We start from the raw sequence: 19526 nt of genomic DNA, 5'->3' as shown, positions 1-19526 counted from the left end.
CGGTAGATCGAGATGTTCATGGTTCGGTTCGTGCGCGTCGCTGGTAGTGGCTGGTTTTGGCGCGGTACTGGTGTTGCCGTCGCCAGAGTGACCAGCGCAGTCGGTGGCTGAAGTCGCTGATCGGGCGGGCGATGAGGACGTTGAAGAGGTGGTGTATCTCGTTGCAGGTCAACGGGATCAACCCGTCGGGTGGCGGGTGGCGTTCGCGTTCGGTGGCAGCGAGCACGGCGAGGTAGGCGTGGGCAAGCATCGCCAGCACGGTCCAGCGGTGCCAGGAGACCCAGCGGCGAACCTGGTGCTGATCCAGCCCGGTCAGGCCTTTGCTGGCCTGGAACGACTCCTCCACGGTCCAACGCCGTCCGGCCACACGCACCAGCTCCGATAGCGGCACCGGGCTCGGGGCGTAACAGCGGTAGAACGCCAGCTCGCCGGTGCTGCTGTTGCGGCGGATGAGTAGCCATCGCTGCCCCGGCTTGGCGGTGTCGATGGTGATCCAAGCCCAGTCGTAGAACCGCTGGCCCCTGGAACCCGCTCCGGCGGAGAGACGCTGCCAGGCGCATCTGGGCAGGCGGGCGGCGATGGCGTCTGCGCGGAGCTTTCTCGCCGCGGTCATCACGGGGTGGCTGCGGGCAACGGCCAGAACGTAGCCGACACCGCGATCCTCCAGTGCGTTGCGCAGGCGCGGGTCGGCACCATAGACCTCGTCGCCAGCCACCCAGGACGCGGTGGCGCCGCCGTCGAGCGCGGCGAGGATCATCTCGCGCGCCAGCGTGGGCTTGGTCGCGAACTCCACCTCGCCCGGCACCCCCGCAGCAGCACGCCGCTCGGTGTCGGCGACCCAGGATTTCGGGAGGTACAACGCCCGGTCGATCAGCGCATGCCCCCGACTGGTGGCATAGGGTCAGATACACCGCGACCTGCGAGTTCTCGATCCGACCAGCGGTGCCGGTGTACTGGCGCTGCACCCCGACAGTGCGATTTCCCTTCTTGAGATCGCCCGTCTCATCGACCACCAACACGGCCCGTTCGGCACCGAGGCGCTCGACCACATAGTCACGCAGGTCGTCCCGCACGCCGTCGTGGTCCCACACCGCCCGGCGCAGCAGGTGCTGCAGCCCTTCCGGCGTGGCGTGTCCAACATGCTCAGCGATGGTCCAACAGTTCTTCGTCGGCACCTCCGAGACCAGCCCGCGCACCAGGTCCTCGGCGTGGCGACGCGGCTCTACACGGCCGAACCGGCCACAGATGCGTGCCAACAGATCCTGAAATCGCGCCCCGAACACGCCAGGGTCTACACTGGCAGCCGCGGCCACCGCAAGATCAACTTGGTTCCACACAAACCCGGCATGATCACGCGGTGGCCGCCCTCATGTCACGCCACCACGCCCAAGATCACGATCTACCGCTGTCGTACTAGCCTCTAGGATCAGCATGGTCTCAATAAGGCACCCGGTGCGGGTGCCTTATTTTTCGTCACCCGTTAGTTGTTCATCCCGTCGAACGCGCAGGCCAGTTTTGTGCAAGCAGCCGATGATCTGTGCGTGATTTCGCCGCACGATAAACGAAATCCCCACCGATCGGCGAGGAGCACGTTATGAGCACAACTCCCCCACTACCTCCGTTGGAGGTAACCCACCACGATGATCCGCAAGTCCTCCGTGAGGCCGCTACGGAGGATTACAGCTCTCACGTCGTACCGCGTTCATGGCGACTCGGGCCGTTGTCAATGTTTGGCGCTTGGTGGGCGCTGGCCAGCGCGATGTTCTGGTTGATCATCGCGGCGCTCGTCGCGTTGACCGTGGGCACCAAGGACGCGATTATCGGCATGGTTCTCTCAGTAGTGGTCTACGGAGCGATCAACTACGTGCTCTCGGTCTATGCCGCACGCACCGGAACGACGGTGAGCCTGTTCTCCCGCAGCCTGTTCGGCAGCAATGGCGGCGTGATCGCGCCATTGACGATCGCCATCATCGCCACATATTTCGCGGTCTTCGAAGGCTCGGTGATCGCGGTAGCGTTCCAGCACTATTTCGGCGCCATGGACATCAAGCTGTGGTACCTGGTCGTCGTCCTGTACAGCGTGCCACTCGTCTTCGGTGGCCTTCGCGTGTTCCTCGACAAATTCAACGGGCTGCTGTTTCCGTTTTACGTCCTCGGCCTTGGCGCGGTCACCATCTGGGCGACCATCAAGTTCGACGTCTCGGCGAACTGGCTCACGCAACAGCCGGACACCATCGCCGTCTCCGGTCCCGGATGGTGGTGGGCATTCACTGTCTACCTGGGCGACTGGGTGCTGATGATGGCGACGTGGGATTTCGCGCGCTTCGCGCGAACCACTAAGCGCGACTCCCGGATCAACGGATGGTTCACCTTCGGGCCAGGGTTCTACCTGTTCACGATCCTGATCAACGGCATCATCGGGATCTTCATCGCGCTCACTATTCCCACCGACGGACCGCTCTCCGAGATCTCCGGCGTCGTCGGCATCGTCCAGCTCATGGGCATCTGGGGGCTGTTGTTCGTGTGGGTGAGTCAAACCCGGATCAATACCGCGAACTTCTACCTGGCGACGACGAACCTGGAGAACGTTTCCGCCAAGGTATTCAAACTGAAGCTGCCGAGGATCGCCTGGGCATTGATCGTCGGCGCCATCGTCTACGTAATCATGCTCAGCGATGTGTTCACCTACATTCTCGCCGCGCTGCGCTACCAGTCGGTGTTGTGCGTGTCCTGGACGGCCTGCGCGCTCGTGTTCCTCGCCTGTACCCGCAAGCGTCACCAGAACACCGGCCCCGAATGGCGCCCCGGCCGGGTCCGACCCGTCAACTGGCGTTCGTTCAGCGCGTGGGCAGTCGGTACCGGAATCGGAATGATCATGCTCAGTGTCGATGAGCAGACATCGTGGACAGCGACCTGGGCCTTACCCGCCGCCTTCGTGATCTCCGCGATCGGGGAATGGATAGCGTTGTCGACTGGCAAGACGGATGTCGCGGAACTGCGTCGATCCCACGACCCCCGAACCGAGGTCGGCGATGTCTGGGAGGCACGAGTGCGCTGCCATCGGTGCGCGAAAGCCTATGTGGCCCTTGAGATGGACCGCGATCCGAGCTCAGGACACCAGGCCATTTGCGCCGCCTGCGCGCAAGCAAGCGGGGCATTCCTCAAGGCCGCCCACCGCGAAGCCTCGAAGCCGGTGTCAGGGGACCGACAACAGCTATCGGTATCGGACTGAGCAGGCGACCGGGACCGGGCATGCGCTGGTCGTCCGCGCATGCCCGGTCCCGGCGAGGGGAACAGCGGATTGTGCAGACCGGCAATCCGTGGAGGGGATGTTTGCGCGTTACGCCGGTGCTCGCCGGGCCTGAGCGCGCGACACTGCGAGTACTGGCCAACCAGCTGATATCGAGCTAAGGAGACTCCATGAGCGGCATCCCCGTCGGCGCGTTCATCGCCACCGCTACTGCCCCCAATCAGATCGGGCCGCTCGCGCGGCAGGCAGAAGACCTCGGATACTCCGAGGTGTGGGTCGCGGAAGACTACTTCTGCTACGGCGGCTTCACCGGTGCGGCTCTCGCTCTCGGCGCGACGAGTCAGGTCAAGGTGGGGCTGGGGGTCGCGGCATCGGTCGTCCGGCATCCCGCGGTCACGGCCATGGAGATCGCGACCCTTGCTCTCGCGCACCCTGGACGCTTCCTGCCCGGGGTCGGGCACGGCGTGCCGTTCTGGACCGACCAAATGGGTGTCACGGCGAAGTCACCACTGACCGCGCTCACCGAGTGCGTGAACTCCGTCCGCGGACTACTCAACGGCGAAACCATCGATGCGGAGGGAAAGCAGTTCGCTTTTCATTCGGTCTCCCTCGCGCATCGGCCGGAAGTCGAGGTCCCGATCCTCACCGGCGTACTTGGCCCGAAATCGCTGAAGCTATCGGGCAAGATCGCCGACGGCACGGTCATGAGCCTGCTCTGCGGAACCAAGTACCTCGATTTCGCAACCGAGCACATCACGGCAGGCATGAATGAGGGCGGACGAAAGGATCACCTGATCCCCACGTTCGCACTCTTCAGTATCAACAAGGACAGCAAGAGCGCCAAAGCCGCGGTTCGGCAGCAGGTCGCGCTGTATCTCTCCGCCGTGGGACCGCACAACGCCCTGACAGCTCCCTTCGGCTACAACGACCAGCTCCGTGAACTCCTCGAGCGGGGTGGGGCCGACCTACTCGCTCGGGAGATGCCGGACGAATGGGTCAACGAGCTGGCGGTCGCGGGCGACCCGGACGAAGTAACCGAAAGGATCGAACGCCTGCTCGCCGCGGGCGCCACCAGCGTGGTGCTGTCTCCCGTCGATGGAGACGCGGCAGCACAACAGCTTCAGTTCTGCGCGGATGCCGTGTTCCCCGCTTTGAACCGCTAACCCCTGACAAGGACTTTTGTGACGACATCAGCCCAACGCCACCGGTTTGTGTATGCCTTCGCCGAAGGTCATCGAGATTGGAAGGATCTGCTTGGCGGCAAGGGGGCGAATCTTGCCGAGATGACCAACCTCGGCCTGCCCGTGCCACCAGGATTCACGATCACGACCGAAGCGTGCCGCCACTACCTGGAAACTGGCCACGAGCCACCACAACTGCGAGATGAGCTGGTCGAACACCTCACCGCTCTCGAGTCGCGTATGCACAAGCGGCTCGGACAGGCAGACGACCCATTACTGGTTTCCGTTCGATCCGGCGCGAAATTCTCGATGCCGGGGATGATGGAAACCGTTCTCAACGTTGGGCTGAATGACGAGTCCGTGCATGGCTTGGCCGAGCAGTCCGGCAGTCAACGATTCGCGTTTGACTCCTACCGTCGATTGCTGCAGATGTTCGGCAAGACAGTTCTCCATATCGAGGGGTCACACTTCGACGACGCTATGGCGGACGCCAAACGGCGAGCGGATGTGTCCGATGATCTCGAGCTCGACGCCGACGACCTGGCACGGCTGGTCGACGAGTACAAGGTCATCATCACACGGCACTCTGGCCAGGAATTCCCGCAAGATCCGACCATGCAACTGCGCATGGCGATCCACGCCGTGTTCGAATCGTGGAATGCGCCGCGCGCCGTTTCCTATCGTCGGCAGGAGCGCATACGAAGCGAGCTCGGCACAGCGGTCAACGTATGCGCGATGGTCTTCGGCAACCTCGGCGCGGACAGCGGCACCGGCGTGGCCTTCACTCGCGACCCAGCTAGTGGAGCGCGCGGGGTCTACGGCGACTATCTGCCCAATGCGCAAGGCGAAGACGTCGTAGCTGGCATCCGCAACACGCTGCCGCTCTCCGAACCCGAGCGGACGGACCAGCGCAGTCACGGCGAACTGCTGACGATCATGGCAACGCTGGAAAGCCACTATCGAGATCTCTGCGACATAGAGTTCACCATCGAGCGCGGCAAGCTGTGGATGCTGCAGACCAGGATCGGCAAGCGAACCGCGGCGGCAGCGTTTCGTATCGCTACTCAGCTGGTTGACGAACACGTCATCGACCTCGACGAGGCTCTGACCCGCGTGACCGGGACACATTTGGCACAGCTAATGTTCCCGAGCTTCGAGGATTCGGATGCACGGGAACGGCTGACGACTGGCATCGCCGCATCACCCGGTGCCGCCGTCGGCAGGGTCGTGTTCAGTTCTACTCAAGCGGCCCACTGGGCGTCCAACGGAGAAGACGTCATCCTCGTGCGCCGCGAGACCAACCCGGACGACCTGGACGGGATGATGGCGGCCAGGGGCGTATTGACCAGTCGGGGAGGGAAGACGTCGCACGCTGCGGTAGTCGCGCGTGGGATGGGCAAGACGTGCGTGTGTGGTGCGGACGAACTCGCCGTCGACGAGCGCTCTGGTCACCTGACCGCCAACAACGGCGTTGTGATCAATGAAGGAGACACGCTGTCCATCGACGGCGCCACAGGTGAGGTCTTCGTTGGCGCCGTACCTGTCACGCCATCTCCGGTTACGCGCTACTTCGCTGGCGAGCTCGATCCCACCGAGGCGCACGACGATCTGGTGACAGCGGTGCATCGCCTGATGCGGCACGCCGATCACAGACGACGTCTGCACATTCGCGCCAACGCGGACACGCCAGAGGACGCCATGCGGGCACGACGAATGGGTGCGGAAGGCATCGGCTTGTGCCGCACCGAACACATGTTTCTCGGTGAACGTCGCAAAGCCATCGAAGATGTCATTCTCGCCAGCGTCGGGATCGACGGAACGGCCGACCAGGAAGCCGCACTCGAATCGCTGGCGCCGCTACAAGAAGCTGACTTCGTCGCCCTCCTGACCGCGATGGACGGCCAGCCGGTCACAATCCGGCTCATCGATCCTCCGCTGCACGAGTTCCTCCCGGATCTCACCGAACTGGCCGTTCACGTAGCCGTCGCGGATGAGCGCGGCGAGGAGCTCACGCACACCAGGCATCTGCTCACCGCGGTGCGGCGTCTACACGAGCGGAATCCCATGCTTGGTCTGCGGGGCGTCCGCCTCGGCCTCGTGATCCCAGGACTGTTCACAACGCAGATTCGAGCGATCGCCGAGGCAACCGTTCAGCGAATCATGGCTGGCGGCAACCCGCGACCACAGATCATGATTCCACTGGTTGGCTCGGTCCAAGAACTCGAACTTGCCAAGGACCAGGCACGCGCCGTGCTACGTGAGATCAGCGAACGTACCGGCGTACCGCTCGATCTCCCCATCGGAACCATGATCGAGCTGCCACGAGCAGCGCTCACCGCAGGAGAACTCGCTGACGCCGCCGAGTTCTTCTCGTTCGGAACAAATGACCTCACACAGACGACCTGGGGGTTCTCCCGGGACGATGTCGAGGGATCCTTCTTCTCCGCCTACTTGGAAAAAGGGATTTTCGGTGTCTCGCCGTTCGAGTCGATCGACACGGAAGGGGTCGGCAGGTTAGTGGGTCTCGCGGCCGCCGAAGGGCGCTCTCAACGTCCGGCTCTCGAGCTCGGCGTGTGTGGCGAACATGGCGGCGACCCGGACAGCATCCAGTTCTTCGAACACGCAGGACTGGACTACGTCTCGTGCTCACCATTCCGGGTTCCCGTGGCACGACTGGAGGCCGGGCGAGCAGTGGTCCGCAACGAAACGGTCAGCGATGACCGGTAGGAGTCCCGAATGCGCGATGTATTGCCGGATATCGACCAGTGGTACGCGGAGGGAACACGCTTCGCGCTGGCTACCGTCATCAACGCGTTCCACTCCACGCCGCGGCAGCCAGGTGCCGCCATGGCCGTATCCGATGGTGGGGAAGCAGTGGGCAGCGTTTCCGGCGGCTGTGTCGAAGGTGCGGTCTACGAGCTGGGCCGAGAAGTACTTGAGACCGGTCAACCGGTCACGCAGCGGTACGGCGTCTCCGACGACGACGCGTTCGCCGTCGGGCTGACGTGCGGCGGCACCATTGATGTACTGGTGCAGCCGGTGGACGTCGCGTCGTTCCCTGAATTCGGTGATGTCGCGAGCTCCATCAACGCGGCAGTCCCCGTTGCCGTGGCGACGGTAACGGGTTCTGGTGACCGTCTCGGCAAGAGACTCATCGTCTGGCCCGATCGCGTTGCCGGCGGTCTCGGCGATCCGGCACTGGATGCCGCCGTCGCCGACGACATGGCGGGAATGCTCGACCAGGGCGTCACCGCCATCCGGCACTACGGACCACGTGGCGAACGCAGGCGAGACGACATCGCGGTGTTCGTGCAGTCCTTCGCGCCACCCGCGCGGATGTTCGTATTCGGGGCGATCGACTTCGCCGCCACCGTCGCCCGCATCGGCAAGTTCCTCGGCTACCACGTCGCCGTATGCGACGCCAGGCCGGTATTCGCTACACGCAAGCGTTTTCCTGAGGCCGATGACGTCGTCGTGTCCTGGCCACACCGATTCCTCGCGGAGGCCATCGACGACGGACTCATCGACGGTCGCACCGTCCTGTGCGTACTCACGCACGACCCGAAGTTCGACGTTCCGCTGCTGGAACTGGCACTGCGTACCGATGCCGGCTTCATCGGTGCGATGGGCTCCCGCCGCACCCACGACGACCGGCTCGCGCGGCTACGCGAGCTCGGGCTAGGCGACGTCGAGCTTTCCAGGTTGGCTTCGCCCATTGGCCTTGACCTCGGCGCTCGCACTCCCGAGGAGACGGCGGTGTCAATCGCCGCGGAGATCATCGCGATGAAAAGGAACGGAAGCGGCCGCCGCCTCTCGGCAACCTCAGGGCGGATTCACGGTGACGCCGTAACACTGTCGGCCAACCCAGCCTGACCACGAAGGCGGTCCTACATCGGACGACCGCAGCGGTCCACACGCCTCCAGGGCCAGTCCGTGGCAAGCCAGCGTGCGACGGCGTCGGCGAGTGGTGCGTCGAGGTCCGATCTGTCTGCCCGCACCCAGGACTGCACCGTGACGTCCCACTCATCGGAGTCCGAGGGATACAGGTAGACGCAACCGATGACGTCGTTGTCGCGTGGGTCGAGCACTGTGAAGGTGAAACCGGCCCCTCGTGTGAAGTCGTCGGCGTGGCGGCGAAGGTCGGTGAGGTTCTCCTCGAGCGTCATGCCGTTGCGTGGTGGCCAGTTGCCGTCGGGATAACCGGGAGTGGAGCGTATGTGCTCGATGCTCGACATCCACGCGGCGTGATCGGCCGAATTGTGCTGCGGCCCCAGCGGTGCGAGGTGGAACAGGTCGGTGACGAATGAAGTCGGCGGATCGAAGCCGACTGGCACGAACCCATCCGCGATCATGACCAGGATCGTACTGGGCTGGCCAAACTCCTGTCCTCGAGCTTCGGCTCAGCGCGGGAGCTGCTCGCCGAGCAGGAGGTTGCGCACCAGGTGCAGGGCGGCAGTGACCGAACGTTCGCGGACGTCGGCCCTGCCACCGGGCAGCACCGGGTCGCGTGTCCGGCGTTCGCCGCGTACCGCGGCGCTGATGCAGACATAGCCGACCGGCTTGTCCTGCGTGCCGCCGTCCGGGCCGGCGATGCCGGTGATACCGACGCCGATGTCGGCGCCGAAGCGCTCGATCGCGCCGTCGGCCATCGCCTCGGCCACCTCGGTCGACACCGCGCCCGTGCGCGCGATCAGCTCGGCGGGCACCCCGAGCAGCTCGGCCTTGGCATCATTGGAGTAGGTGACGACACCGCCCATGAAGTAGGCCGAGGAGCCGGGGCGTTCGGTCAGCCGGGCGGCGAGCAGACCCGACGTGCACGACTCAGCCACCGCGATCGTGCGTCCGTCGAGCAGACCGACGACGACGTCGGTCACGGACTGGCCGGTCTCGCTGAACACACACGGCCCGTGGCGCTCGACCAATCCGGCGCGAAGCGCGGCGGCCGCGTCTTCGGCGCCGTCGCGGTAGCGCACGTCGACCTCGAGTTCGCCGCCGCGCAGGCACGTGGTGATTTCCAGCGCGGAGAGATCGGTGCTGGCGCCGATCTCGCGCAGGCTGGCCGCGAGCTCGGACTCGGGCACCGCGAACAGGCGCAACGCGAGTACCTGGTACGGCTCGGCCCGAGCCAGCATCTCGCGCGCGGGTGCCGCCGCGATCGCGTTCTCCCACATTCCCTGCAGCTCGCGCGGGGGGCCGGGCAGCACAATCACGACCTGATCGCCAGCGGGCACGACGAGGCCCGGTGCGGTGCCGACCGGGTCGATCGGCACCGCGCCTTCGGGCACCATCGCCTGCTTGCGATTGGCCGTACGCAGCGACTCGGGGTCGAAGTTGAACCGGCGCGCGAACTCGGCCAGGATCGCCTCGATCGTGCGCTCCATCTTCTCGTCGAGGCGCAGTGGGCGGCCCGCGAAGCGGCCGACGACCTCGGCGGTGAGGTCGTCGGCTGTCGGCCCGAGTCCGCCGGAAGTGACGACCAGATCGATACCGCGCCCGCGCAGGAACTCCAGCGTCGCCAGCAGGTCCTCAGGTCGATCGCCGACCTGGTGGATGCCCTCGACCTCCACCCCCAGCGCGCCAAGCCGCTGCGAGATCCACGGCCCGTTGCGATCGCGAGTCGCACCGCTGAGCACTTCGGTACCAGTGACCAAGACCGCACCACGAACGTTCACGACAATCATTCTCCCAATCCGCGCGCGACATCGGAGCCCTAGGGGCCATATCGCCGACGGACACGGGCGAGAGACGGCAATCCACCTGATGTGGGATCAGGACATACGCGCTCGGCGACCCGTCGCCATCACGACATTCGCGCTGACAGCGGGCGCGCCGGTCAGTCCGGGTGGACGACCACGACGTGGAGCTGTCTTGGCCCGTGGACGCCTTCCACCCGGTTCAGCTCGATGTCGCTGGTCGCCGATGGACCGCTGATCCAGGTCTGCGGCCGCTCCGGATCGAGACGGGCGATGGCGTCCGGCACGCCCGCGACGATCTGGTCGGTCCGGATAACGCAGACGTGGCGATCGGGCACCAGGCTCACCGCGCGGCGGCCCTGACCGGGACCGTGGTCGAGCACGATGGTGCCGGTGATCGCGATCCCGATCGCTGCCGTCGTGACCACGGCATCCACGGTGTCCAGTTCGGACGCCGACAGGTCGTCGTCCAGCGCGTCATCGATCGGATATGGCAGATCACCGGGCACGACGACGCGGCAAGCATCGCCGAGTGCGGCTCGGATGGCACCGGCGACGTCGGCGTGCGCGCACCGGGTGACGGTGGCCCGGTAGTCGGCCACTCGCTCGGCGAACAGCTCGACGAGGTCAGCAGGCGCCGGAACATCGCGATAGCCGCGCGACACATCGACGTCGGGCGGCGCGTCGGCCAGCGCGGACCGGATCGACGCCAGGATCTCCTCGCGTGCGCTGCTCACGACTCACTCCGCTCCGTGCGGGTGCGCCGCCACCACCCCCGGAACGATTCCGCCGGTGGTGCTGGCAGATCCCGAGCACCGGTCCACCGAGATCCGGGGCCTGGCAGTGAGCCCAGCACTCGTCTGCCACCAGGCGCGCTGCGGCGCAGCACCCGCGCCAGTAGACGTCCAGCGGCCCCGGCGACCCGCTCCAGCCGCCCCAACCTGCGTGCGTCGGCCAGCGCCCAGGACGCGGCCTTCATCGCCACGGCTTCCGGCTTCGGCTGGCCGCGATGCGCGTCGACCACCTTCGACCGCAGGTGCACCAGTACCTCCGGGATGTCGATGCGCACCGGGCACGCATCGAAACACGCACCGCACAGGCTGGACGCGTACGGCAGCGAGTCGACCTGCTCGTCGTGGCCGACTCCGCGCAGCAGCGGGTTGAGAATCGCCCCGATCGGCCCCGGATACACCGACCCGTACGCATGGCCTCCGGTGCGCTCGTAGACCGGGCACACGTTCAGACATGCCGAGCACCGGATACAGCGCAGCGCCTGCCGCCCCACCTCGTCGGCCAGCGCGCGGGTGCGGCCGTTGTCCAGCAGCACGACGTGCATCTCCTGTGGCCCGTCGCCCGGCGTGACACCGGTCCACGTCGAGGTGTACGGGTTCATCCGCTCGCCCGTGCTCGACCGGGGCAGCAACTGCAGGAAGACGTCCAGATCGTCCCAGCTGGGCACGACCTTCTCGATCCCGACGACAGACACCAGGATCTCGGGCAGCGTCAGGCACATCCGGCCATTGCCTTCGGACTCGACGACCATCAGCGTGCCGGTGTCGGCGACGGCGAAGTTGGCACCGGAAACGGCCATCCGCGCGGACAGGAACTTCTCCCGCAGGTGCAGCCGGGCCGCCCCGGCCAGGTCGGCGGGGTTGTCGGTCAGGTCATCGGGCGCGGCCCGGCCCGCCGCTGCCATCCGCCGCAGGAAGATCTCGCGAATCTCCGCTCGGTTGCAGTGAATCGCTGGCACGAGGATGTGGCTGGGCAGATCGTCGCCAAGCTGCACGATCAGCTCGGCCAGGTCCGTCTCCCACGCCGCGATCCCCTGCTCGGCAAGGGATTCGTTCAGTCCAATCTCCTGGGTCGCCATCGACTTGACCTTGACAAGTTCGTCGATGCCGTTGTCCTGGGCGATGCCCGCGACGATGCGGCACGCCTCGGCGGCGTCACGCGCCCAATGCACGGTCGCGCCACGCTCGGTCAGCGACCGCTCCAGCCGCAGCAGGTGCTCGTCCAGATTGTGCAGGGCGTTGTCTTTGATGGCCGCGCCTGCCTGACGCAGTTCCTCCCATTCGGCCACCTCACCGACCATCTGCGCCCGCTTGCCGCGAATCGTCCCGGTGGCGTGCGCGAGATTGCCCCTGAGCTGGCTGTCGGCCAGCGCTGCCTTCGCCGCGTCCGGAAAGGCAGGCATGCCAACGAATGTCGCGCTCATCGCTCCTCCGTACTGGCGAGCACCTCGGCAAGATGCAGCACCCGGACACCGGACCGCTGCCGGGACAGCATCCCGCCGATGTGCAGCAGACAGGAATTGTCCCCCGCGACGAGCACCTCCGCACCCGTCTCGCGCACATGGCGGACCTTATCGGCACCCATCGCCACCGAGGTGTCGGCGTTCTTGACGGCGAACGTGCCGCCGAACCCGCAGCACTCCTCGGCGGCGGGCAGGTCTGTCAGCCGCAGCCCGCGCACGGCCCGCAGCAGCCGCAGCGGCCGGTCTCCGACGTCGAGCATCCGCAGCGAGTGGCAGGTCGGGTGATAGGTGACCGCGTGCGGGAAGTACGCACCGACGTCGGTGACGCCGAGCACGTCCACCAGGAACTCGGACAGCTCGTACACCCGCGCTGACGTCTCCGCCACCGCCATCTCGAGGCCGTCGTCGCCGCTACGCCGGGCGACGATGCCGTGCTGGTGTCGCACCGACCCGGCGCAGGAGCCGGACGGCGCCACGATCGCGTCGTAGTCGGCGAAGGCGTCTACGAACGACCGCACGACCGGGATCGCCTCATCGAGGTAACCGGTGTTCACCATCGGCTGGGCGCAGCAGGTCTGTCCACTCGGGAATTCGACGTCCACCCCCAGCCGGGACAGCAGCCGCACCACCGCTTTGCCGGTGTCCGGGAACATAGCGTCGTTGATGCAGGTGACCAGCAGCGCGACCCTCATGTCCGATGATTCGGACCTGCCAGCAGTCCTCATGCCCGATGATTCGGACCTGCCAGCAGTCCCAGGATCCGATGATTCGGACCTGCCAGCAGTCCTCATTCGTAGACGCATGCTTCCGCATCATCCCACGCCGTACGAGATCCGGTGGGCTCATACCGCCGCACGTCGTGAGGACTACTCTCGCCGGGCCCTGGGGCCGGTGCCCGGTGCGGGCGGCCGAGCGGGATCGGGCGCGACGTCGATGGTCGCCGTCGTTCCGGACATCGAGGGTGCGAACATGTTGTCCCCGGCCACCTGCAGGATGGCGCAGTGCGGCACATCGTCGATGACGACCTGTTCCCGCGCCGTGCCCACGGGATTGTCGGAGCCGTAGTAGCCCCACCCGGTTGTCACGCTGAGGTCGTAGTCGTCGGTGGGCAGCGACCAGTCGAGGTCGATGGTGACGTCTGCGGTTCGTGCCCGGCTGGGGCTCAGGTCGACGACCCATGTCTGCGCGCCCCAGGCGAAGTTGCCGGGGATGCCGCCGTTCAAGGCTTGCGTGTCCGTGGTGTGCACGGCCCGGAAGTCCTCGGTCGCGTTGGTCTCTCGCATCGCCGGTATCGGACACGGCTTGCCGATCTGCCGTGGTTCCGCGGCGGGCGGCTGCGGCCCGTCGGGCAGTGGCGCGTCCGCGTCGAGACACTCAGGGTCGGGGCGGACACCGGCCAACCACTCGATGGCGTTGACGAGGGAGAGCTGGAAGGCGGGCACTGACCAGGTGCTCTCGTTGTGTCCCATGTTGTTGTAGAACACCCGTCCATCGCCGTAGGTCCGTTTCCAGGCGATGGGTTGGTTATCTTCGTAGGGCTGGTCGCCCTCCTGCACGCCGTCGGCCACTGACGTCTCGTCGAGAGAGAGCAGCACCTCGGTGCCGGGGAGATCGCGCGGCAGCGAGATACCGGGGACGCCGCGCGCGCCGCGCCACCGGTAGTACTCGTCCCGCATCGGGAACGAGTCGGCGTCCGACCAGCCAGCGACCGTCGGATCCGATGGCTGCTCGACGACCACCCGCGCCGGTGGTGCGCCCGCACCGTGCGGATGGGAATCGAACTGCGCGCCGAAGAGCTGGGCGTGCTCGGGCCAGCCGTACTCGCTGTCCAGCACCGCGTGGATACCCAGGTTGCCGCCGCCGCACGCTGACCATCGCATGACCTCGTCGCGCTGCTGCTCGGTGATCGGCGCCTTGCCCGTCGTGCTGATCCACATGAGCGCGTCGTAGTCGCGCAACGTGGCCATGGACAGGTCGGCTGGGTTCTCGGTCACGGTCACCGAGAACTCACCCGTCGCCTGCGCGAGTTCCAGCATCGTCCGCTCGCCAGTGGTGATGCTTGGGTGGCGGAACCCGTAGGTGCCGCCCCACACCAGCACGCGTGGCGGCTCGGTATCGGGTTCGGCTGCCGCGGTGCCGTCCGCCGAGGTAGCTGCCGAGGCAGCGGGCACCGCGGTGCCGGTGAGCAGTAAGGCCGCGAGTGCGGCGAGTCGAGCACGCATCTCTACTCCAGGGGTGTGCGGTGTTCAGCGAACGGGTGGTCAGTTCACAACCGTGAAGCTCCAGGTGCGGCTCGACATGTTGCCCGCGGCGTCCTCCGCGATCACCCGGACCCGATGTGTGCCGAACTTCAGCTTCTTCGGCGGCACGTGGCTGATTCGATCGGTGGCTTCGTCGTAGCTGAACGCAACGGCCTGTCCGTCGAGGTACAGGCTCAGCCGCGACGCGGTGAGCTCGGAACGGTCGTCGCGCACCGTGGCGGCGATCTCCGGTTGCCTGTCCGTTGTGGACGAGCCGTCGGCAGGAGCCAGCTCCGTGATCGCCGGTGCTGTGGTGTCCGGCGGCGCGGCATCGGGCAGCCCGGTGCCCACGAACGTGAGGTAGTTGACCGACATCATGCTGCCCGGCACGAGCGGGTTCGGCGGCAGTAGCGGGTTGCGGAACACCAGGAACAGCTCGTGGGTTCCGCCGGGGTCGGTCACCGGCACGCTGTAGGTCGCCCAGGCGTCCGGATCGATATCGCCCGGGACGTCGACGGAGCCGAGTAGCTCACCGTCCGGCGCGTCCCGGCGGATCTCGATCGTGCCGCCTGCCGTATCGGCCGCGACCCGCAGGTCGATCCGGTCGATGCCAGTGAGGTTGACCGGTTCGTACGACGCGTGGTCACCGTTTTCCAGCTCACCGATGGCCTTGCCACCGCCCCCGGTGGGATCGGCGGCGTCCACCACGGCCACACCATTCTGCCGGGTGAAGTGCTCGGCCTGCTTGGTGCGTGGCTGCAGCACCGCGACGTCGCCACCGGTCAGCGCCGGGGTGTCGTCGGCTCCGCCGGTGTCGGTGTAGCTGGCGGAGACGACGTAGAAACTGGACTGGGTGTCCGGCTCCCACTTGGCGGGGACGGTCACCGTTCCGGAGCAGCCGGTGAAGCTCTGGTCGCCGTGGGCGTGTTCGTTGTGACCGAGCGCCGTCTCGACGTGGACCTCGCCGCAGTCGATGTCACCGTCCTGAGGATCGGTGACCTCGACGGTGAAGTCGAGCCGGTCGCCGTAGTCGAACACGCCGCCGTTGGCGGGAGCGGTCAGCGTCACGGTGGGACGATCGTTGCCCACGACGATGTCCTGTGTCGCCGTTCCGGTTTTGCCAGCACCATCGGTCACGGTCAGCCGCGCGGTGAACACGCCGTTGCTCCGGTAGACGTGCGTCGGATTCGGCTCCGTCGCGTCGGTCGTGCCATCGCCGTCGAAGTCCCACGCGTAGCTCAGCGGGTCGCCCTCGGGGTCACGGCTGCCCTCGCTGGAGAACTCGACGGTCAGTGGCGCGGTGCCGCTGGTGCGGTCGGCCGAGATCGCCGCGATCGGCGAGCGGGAACCCTCGACGTAGTTGATCTTGTAGACGGCGGCGTCCGGGCTGCCACCGGTATAGCTGCCGCTGTAGCTGCCGCTGCCGTAGTCCAGCACGTACAACGAGCCGTCCTTGCCGAACTCGAAGTCCATCGGCGCGGCCACGGAGCCGGAGTCGAAGAACGGGTGGATCCGCGCGGGCTCGCCGTCGGGGCCGATCTCGATCTCCTTCATCCAGCCTCGGCTCCAGTCACCCATGAAGAAGTGGCCGTCGAAGTATTCCGGGAACTTCGTGTCGGAAACCAGGTCTGGGTCGTAGCGATAGACCGGGCCGGCCATGGGTGCCTCGCCCCCGTTGCCGAACTCGTCGGTGGAGTTGCCGTTGTAGTGCACGGTGCCGCCGTCGTACCAGAGCCACGGATGCTCGGCGGGTGGCAGCTGGCGCAGCCCGGTGTTGCGCGGCGATTCGTTGACCGGGGCGTCGCAGTCGAACTTCGGACCGGACTCGCCGGTGGCGAAGTCGTAGTCGTTGTAGGCGAAGTTGGGTCCGCTGCAGTACGGCCAGCCGTAGTTGCCCGCCTCCCTGATCTGATTGACCTCGACCAGGCCGCCTGGCCCTCGGCTCTCCGACTCGCTGGCCGCGTCCGGGCCGTACTCACCGACATAGAGCCAGCCCGTCGCGGGGTCGATGCTGAACCGGAACGGATTGCGGAAGCCCATCGCGTAGATTTCCGGCCGGACCTTCGCCGGGTCGGCATCGGGGTATTTCCCTCCGGCGCCGAACAGGTTTCCCTCCGGAATGGTGTAACTACCGTCGGTCTCGGGATGGATGCGCAGGATCTTGCCGCGCAGGTCATTGGTGTTCGACGCCGTGCGCTGCGCGTCGAATGACGGATTGCGCTCAGGCCGCTCGTCGATCGGGGTGTAGCCGTCGGACTCGAAGGGGTTGGTGTCGTCCCCGGTGGAGATCAACAGGTTGCCCCTGGTGTCGAAGTTCAGGTCACCACCGACATGGCAGCACATGCCCCTGTCAGCGGCGATCCGCAGGATGACCTGCTCGCTGTCCAGGTCGAGCGTGCCGCCGGAGAACTGGAACCGCGACACGTAGGTCTCACCCTCGAAACGCTTGAAGTCCTGCTGGCTGCCCTCCGAGGGCGCGTCCCCCTCGTTGGTACCCGGCGTCGCGGGGTCATCCGTCGGTGTGTCCAGCGGCGGCGCGTACATCACGTAGACCCACCGCGACTGCGCGAAGTCCGGCGCCAGCGCGATGCCCTGCAGCCCCTCCTCGTCGTGCTGGTACACCGGGATCCGGGCCGCCACCGACGTGCCGTCGGTTTCGCTGCTCAGGAACACCCTGCCGTCCCGGGCGGTGTGCAGCACCCGACCGTCGGGCAGCACCGCGAACGCGATCGCCTCGCCAACCTGCGACTGCCCGCTGGCCAGCGTGATCTGCTCGAATTTGTCATCCGGCGGCGGTTCATCTTCCTGGGCGCCCGCGCTTACTGGCGTGAGCACGCCGTATGCCAGCACGACTGACAGCACCAGAACGACGAGCCGGCGGACCCGAATCACGGCGCTGCGCTGCGACGATGCGAGGTTCATGACCTGGCACCTTAGAAATACTTCTAACGGGTGTCAATCAAAAGTAGCTAGTCGATCTTCATAAGACGATTACTCATTCAGCAGAAGTGGTGCGGACGGCACCTCGGGATCATGAACCTCATCGCGATCGGCGCCGTGACGATCGCGGTACTCAAATCCAGCCTTCTTCCCATGCCCGATAGGCAGCGGCGTGACGGCTTGTGGTGCCAAGTTTGCTCATCGCCGATGAGAGGTAGTTGCGAACGGTGCCTGGCGCGAGATGGACCCACGCGGCGATGGCTTGCACGGAGTCGCCGGTACGAGCCGCGCGCAGGACGTCGAGTTCGCGTGCGGTCAGCGGGCAGGTGTGCTCGGTCAACGCCGACGCCGCGATCTCCGGGTCAACGTAGCGCCGACCGGACGAGACTCCCCGCAGAATCTCCGCGAGGCGTGCGGCAGGCGTTGTTTTCGGCACGAACCCGCTGACACCGGTCGCCAGGGCTCTGCGCAGCACGCCGGGACGGGCGTGCCGCGTCACAAGAACAATCTCGGTAGCTAGTTCCGCACGGATCTCCTCAGCGGCCCGCAGACCATCAGCCGGCGGCATCTCGAGGTCGAGCACCGCGATGTCGGGATGATGTGCCCTGGCTTCGCTTACGGCCTCGGTCGTGGTCGCGACCTGCGCGACAACGGTCATGTCCGGTTCGAGCTCAAGCAGAGCGGCGAGCGCGCCACGCACAAGGTCCTCGTCATCGGCGAGCAACAGCCGGATCATGTCCGCGCTCCCTCCCCGTCGGGCAGCAGTGCTGTCACGGTGAACCACTCGCCATCGCGATGCCACTCCAGCGCGCCGCCGGATGCCGCCAGCCGCTCGGCCAACGTGGTCAGCCCGGTGCCTGGCTCGGACGCGGGAACCATCGCGCCGTTGTTGCGCACCCGAAGCCGCACACCGTCCCTGTCGGTCCAGAGTGCCACGGTGGCTTCGTTGGCGTGGCTGTGTCGAAGCACGTTGGTCGTCGCTTCGCGGACAGCCTGGCCGAGTAGCTGCCGCCCTTCGCTCGGGACCGCGTCCACCGCCGACTCGCTGCCCGGGTGCAGACGTCCTTCGATCCCCGCGGCTGCCAGTACACGGGTCGCGTTCGTCATCTCGGTAGTCAGCGGTGTGATGCGGTAGCCGCGCACAAGGTCCCGAGTCTCTTCCATGGCGGCCTGCGCGTGCTGGTGCACCTCCCGCATACGAGCGGCAGCGGCCTGCGGGTCGGTCTCGGCCAACCGCGCCGCCAGCTCGCTTTCGAGCGCGATGACATGGAGGTGGTGCCCCTGCACGTCGTGCAGATCCGCCGCGAACCGCAGGCGCTCATCGATGACGGCGAGTTCGCCGTCCACCCGGCGGGCATGTTCGAGCTGAACCACGATGTCGAAGTACCAGTCGCCAGAGAGCAGTGCCACGGAGATCAACACGATCAGTACCGCACCGAACGCCGGATCCGGCAGGGAGACATCACCACGCGCGACGAAGCGGGCGGCGACAGCAACGGCGATCGTGGTTGCCGTCGCCACGAGCACGATCCGTGACCGCAATCGCGGAAGCGTCGCGCATGCGATCGCGCCGGTCACCATGCCCGCCACGATCGTCCAGGTGTTGGTGGGGCCAGATGTGGCCCACGGGGACGCGACCGTGAGGATCAACGCGCCCGCGACGGCCAGCGCCGCGGGACCGGCCGGGAGGCCGGTCTCACCATCGGACGCGAGACGGCGATGCAGCAGCCAGGCCGCACCGACCGAACCCGCGGCCGTGCCCGCGACGGCGATCGCGGCCAGCGTGACGCGTGGTTCGGTGGCCACGATCGCGGCAACCAGCGCTGCGCCGACCGCGACGACGAGCCCGACGGTAGACCACCACGTCAAGCGCCGCGCCCGCTCGACGTTGCTCGCTGAATCCGTCATTCTCGTCATGATGCCGTAAACAACGCCTCGGGCACCGGTGCCATGTGTCATCGACACGCG

At 66.5% G+C, this 19526-nt stretch carries 13 protein-coding genes and 1 pseudogene; 4 read left to right on the top strand and 10 right to left on the bottom strand.

What is annotated here, in order from left to right; translation table 11 throughout:
• Positions 1–16: 16 nt before the first annotated feature.
• Positions 17–1313, bottom strand: a pseudogene (locus AMYHA_RS07775) (IS701 family transposase).
• 413 nt (positions 1314–1726) lie between these two features.
• Between AMYHA_RS07775 and AMYHA_RS07770 the strand changes: the two are divergent.
• The 4 genes from AMYHA_RS07770 to AMYHA_RS07755 all read left to right on the top strand — a co-directional run bounded on the left by AMYHA_RS07770 (position 1727) and on the right by AMYHA_RS07755 (position 8304).
• Positions 1727–3232 carry a purine-cytosine permease family protein gene (locus tag AMYHA_RS07770; RefSeq protein WP_157361919.1) on the top strand — a complete coding sequence of 502 codons (1506 nt, stop codon included), beginning with the start codon at positions 1727–1729 and terminating at the stop codon, positions 3230–3232.
• A 188-nt stretch (positions 3233–3420) separates the two neighbouring features.
• On the top strand, positions 3421–4413 hold the full coding sequence (locus AMYHA_RS07765; RefSeq protein ID WP_051399649.1) for an LLM class flavin-dependent oxidoreductase: 993 nt from the start codon (positions 3421–3423) through the stop codon (positions 4411–4413).
• An 18-nt stretch (positions 4414–4431) separates the two neighbouring features.
• The gene (ppdK, locus tag AMYHA_RS07760; protein ID WP_034269478.1) at positions 4432–7158 is read left to right on the top strand and encodes a pyruvate, phosphate dikinase; all 2727 of its coding nucleotides are present in this window, start codon (positions 4432–4434) and stop codon (positions 7156–7158) included.
• A 9-nt stretch (positions 7159–7167) separates the two neighbouring features.
• On the top strand, positions 7168–8304 hold the full coding sequence (locus tag AMYHA_RS07755; protein ID WP_034269475.1) for an XdhC family protein: 1137 nt from the start codon (positions 7168–7170) through the stop codon (positions 8302–8304).
• 14 nt (positions 8305–8318) lie between these two features.
• Here AMYHA_RS07755 and AMYHA_RS07750 read toward each other — a convergent pair whose 3' ends face one another.
• From AMYHA_RS07750 to AMYHA_RS07710, 9 genes are all read right to left on the bottom strand, one after another.
• The gene (locus AMYHA_RS07750; RefSeq protein WP_034269472.1) at positions 8319–8783 is read right to left on the bottom strand and encodes a GNAT family N-acetyltransferase; all 465 of its coding nucleotides are present in this window, start codon (positions 8781–8783) and stop codon (positions 8319–8321) included.
• A gap of 48 nt (positions 8784–8831) precedes the next feature.
• The gene (locus AMYHA_RS07745) at positions 8832–10103 is read right to left on the bottom strand and encodes a competence/damage-inducible protein A (protein ID WP_034269470.1); all 1272 of its coding nucleotides are present in this window, start codon (positions 10101–10103) and stop codon (positions 8832–8834) included.
• A 161-nt stretch (positions 10104–10264) separates the two neighbouring features.
• Positions 10265–10861, bottom strand: coding sequence for a LutC/YkgG family protein (locus AMYHA_RS07740; protein WP_034269468.1), 597 nt, complete (start codon positions 10859–10861; stop codon positions 10265–10267).
• The gene (locus AMYHA_RS07735; RefSeq protein ID WP_034269466.1) at positions 10858–12339 is read right to left on the bottom strand and encodes a lactate utilization protein B; all 1482 of its coding nucleotides are present in this window, start codon (positions 12337–12339) and stop codon (positions 10858–10860) included. Before AMYHA_RS07735 ends, AMYHA_RS07740 begins: the two co-directional genes overlap by 4 nt.
• On the bottom strand, positions 12336–13070 hold the full coding sequence (locus AMYHA_RS07730; RefSeq protein ID WP_034269463.1) for a (Fe-S)-binding protein: 735 nt from the start codon (positions 13068–13070) through the stop codon (positions 12336–12338). Before AMYHA_RS07730 ends, AMYHA_RS07735 begins: the two co-directional genes overlap by 4 nt.
• Before the next feature lie 174 nt (positions 13071–13244).
• A complete protein-coding gene (locus tag AMYHA_RS07725) occupies positions 13245–14600 on the bottom strand; it encodes a ThuA domain-containing protein (RefSeq protein ID WP_034269460.1) in 1356 nt (451 codons plus the stop codon).
• Positions 14601–14639: 39 nt separating this feature from the next.
• Positions 14640–17540 (bottom strand): PQQ-dependent sugar dehydrogenase, encoded by a 2901-nt coding sequence (locus tag AMYHA_RS07720; protein ID WP_051399648.1) that lies wholly within the window; start codon positions 17538–17540, stop codon positions 14640–14642.
• Between the two features lie 151 nt (positions 17541–17691).
• Positions 17692–18294: a response regulator transcription factor gene (locus AMYHA_RS07715; RefSeq protein WP_034269457.1), complete on the bottom strand. Its 603-nt coding sequence runs from the start codon at positions 18292–18294 to the stop codon at positions 17692–17694.
• A complete protein-coding gene (locus AMYHA_RS07710; protein ID WP_051399647.1) occupies positions 18291–19466 on the bottom strand; it encodes a sensor histidine kinase in 1176 nt (391 codons plus the stop codon). The genes AMYHA_RS07715 and AMYHA_RS07710 overlap by 4 nt, the downstream gene beginning before the upstream one ends.
• Positions 19467–19526: the final 60 nt, after the last annotated feature.

The sequence above is a fragment of the Haloechinothrix halophila YIM 93223 genome (genome assembly GCF_000504245.1).
Classification (GTDB): Bacteria; Actinomycetota; Actinomycetes; order Mycobacteriales; family Pseudonocardiaceae; genus Haloechinothrix_A; species Haloechinothrix_A halophila.
The sequence above is the reverse complement of the archived record's forward strand: the minus strand, read 5'-3'. Positions and strand labels throughout refer to the sequence as shown.